Annotated in this window: 1 protein-coding gene; it reads right to left on the bottom strand. The window is 73.0% G+C overall.

All coding sequences use genetic code 11. The features are described 5' to 3' along the window. Nucleotides 1-2,491: condensation domain-containing protein (locus IE124_RS33940; RefSeq protein WP_189513864.1), on the bottom strand; the 2,491-nt coding region annotated here is incomplete at its 3' end. Between the last annotated feature and the right edge of the window lie 15 nt (nt 2,492-2,506).

Genomic DNA, 2,506 nt, shown 5'->3' with positions numbered 1-2,506 from the left:
CGCCCCGAGCCACCAGATACCGCGCCAGACGGTTCGCGTCCCGCTCCAACTCCCCGTACGAGAGGCGCACATCACCGAAAACCAGCGCCGTCGACCCCGGCGACACGGCGGCCCGCTCCTCGAACAGGTCGTGGACACAGACCTCGTACGGCGATGTGCCCGCCGTCGTGCTCCACTCCCCCAGCAGCGACCGCCGCTCGTCCACCGCCAGGACGTCCAGATCACCGATCAGCACATCCGGATCCGCGACGGCTTCCTCCAGCAACCGCACCAGACGCCCCACCAGCCCCTCGGTGCTGCCCCGGTCGAACAGGTCCACGGCGTACTGGGCGGAGCCCCTGATACCGGCGGGACGGCCGGTGGCGTCGTACGCCTCGGTGACGTCGAAGGTCAGGTCGAACTTGGCGACGTCGAGGGAGAGGACCTCCTGGCCGACGAGGTCGAGACCGGAGAGCCGTGGTGTGGCGACGGCGTTGTTCTGGAGGACGAGCATCACCTGGAAGAGCGGGTGCCGCGCCGCGGAGCGGACCGGGTTCAGCTCCTCGACGAGCCGCTCGAAGGGCACGTCCTGGTGGGCGTACGCGGCGAGGTCGGTCTCACGGACCCGGGCGACGAGCTCCCGGAACGTCGGATCGCCCGAGGTGTCGGTCCGCAGCACCAGCGTGTTCGCGAAAAAGCCCACGAGATCGTGCAAGGCTTCGTCCGAACGCCCGGCGACGGGCGTGCCGAGGGGGATGTCGGTCCCGGCACCGAGGCGGGTCAGCAGGGCGGCGAGGCCCGCCTGCACCACCATGAACAGCGTGCTGTCGCTGCGGCGGGCGAGATCGAGGAGCCGTCCGTGCAGCTCCGCCGGCAGGTCCACGGGGACGACGCCGCCCTGATGGGAGGGGTGGAGCGGGCGGGGGCGGTCGGTGGGGAGAGCCGGCTCGTCGCCGAGGCCTGCGAGGGCCTCACGCCAGTGGGCGATCTGCCGGGCGAGGACGCTGCCGGCATCCGCCGGATCACCGAGCAGCTCCCGCTGCCACAGCGCGTAGTCCGCGTACTGGACCGGCAGCGGCGACCACTCCGGCGCACCCCCGTCCACCCGAGCCCCGTACGCCACCGCCAGATCCCGCACCAGCGGAGCCAGCGACCAGCCGTCACAGGCGATGTGATGGACCACCAGCAGCAGGACGTACTCCCCCGGGCCTGCCTGCGGCCCGAACAGGTGGGCCCGTACGGGAAGTTCGTCAGCGAGGTCGAATCCCTGCCGCGCCGCGGAGGTGAGGGCGTCGGTGAGGCCGGCCTCGTCCGGGGAGGTGTGGGTCCAGGCCACGCGGGCGTCCTGGGGATTCAGCACCTGCTGGCGGGGCTCCCCGTCGTGCGCGGGGTACAGGGTGCGCAGGGCTTCGTGGCGCTCCACCACGTCCGCTAGGGCCCGGCGCAGGGCGTCGGTGTCGGGGGTGCCGTGCAGCCGGAGGGCAAGCGGGACGTTGTACGTGGCTCCGCCCGTCGCCGTCTCCGAGGGGCTGGTGCGCTCGGTCCGGTTGAGGAACCAGATGCGCTGCTGGGCGTGGGACAGGGGGAGTTCGGCGGGACGCTCGGTGGGCCGCAGGGCCGCCGGGGCCTGCTCGGCACCGTCGAGGGCGCGGGCGAGGCCCGCGGCGGTCGGGTCCCGGAACAGCTCACGGATACCGATCTCGACGCCGAGGGTGCGGCGGATGCGGCTGATCAGGCGGGCGGCGAGCAGCGAGTGGCCGCCGAGCAGCAGGAAGCTCTCGTCCGCGCCGACCGCGTCCAGTCCGAGGACGTCGGCGAACAGCTCGCACAGGGTGCGCTCGGCGGGGGTCGCGGGGGCGCGGCCCACCGGTCCGGTGCGGGCCTCGGGGGCGGGCAGGGCCTTGCGGTCGAGTTTGCCGTTCGGGGTGAGCGGCAGGGCGTCGAGGACGACGACGGCGGAGGGGACCAGGTGCTCGGGGAGCCGGTCGGCGGCATGGGACCGCAGCTCGTCGGGAGACGTCAGCGCGTCGAGGACGACGTAGGCGACCAGGCGCTTGTCACCCGGCCGGTCCTCCCGGACCACGACCGCCGCCTGCCGGACGGCACCGTGCCGCATCAGCACGGCCTGGACCTCACCCGGCTCGACCCGGAAACCGCGGATCTTGATCTGCCCGTCCGCACGGCCGATGAACTCCACGACGCCGTCGGGCCTCATCCGCACCAGGTCGCCGGTGCGGTAGAGGCGCTCGCCGGGCGCGCCGTACGGGTGGGCGACGAACCGCTCGGCCGTGAGACCGGGCTGACCCACATAGCCCCGGGCCAGTCCGACGCCGGCCATGTAGAGCTCGCCCTCGGTGCCGGGCGGAAGGCGGCGGAGGCGCTCGTCGAGGACGTACACCTGCTTGCGCGAGATGACGGACCCGACGGGTACAGCCGATCCCTCGGCGTCCTGCGGGGTGACGTCGTGGCAGCAGGTGAAGATCATCGACTCGACCGGCGAGTACCCGTTCACCAACCGCAGCCCCGG

It is taken from the genome of Streptomyces narbonensis (genome assembly GCF_014649015.1).
Taxonomy (GTDB): domain Bacteria; phylum Actinomycetota; class Actinomycetes; order Streptomycetales; family Streptomycetaceae; genus Streptomyces; species Streptomyces narbonensis.
The sequence above is the reverse complement of the archived record's forward strand: the minus strand, read 5'-3'. Positions and strand labels throughout refer to the sequence as shown.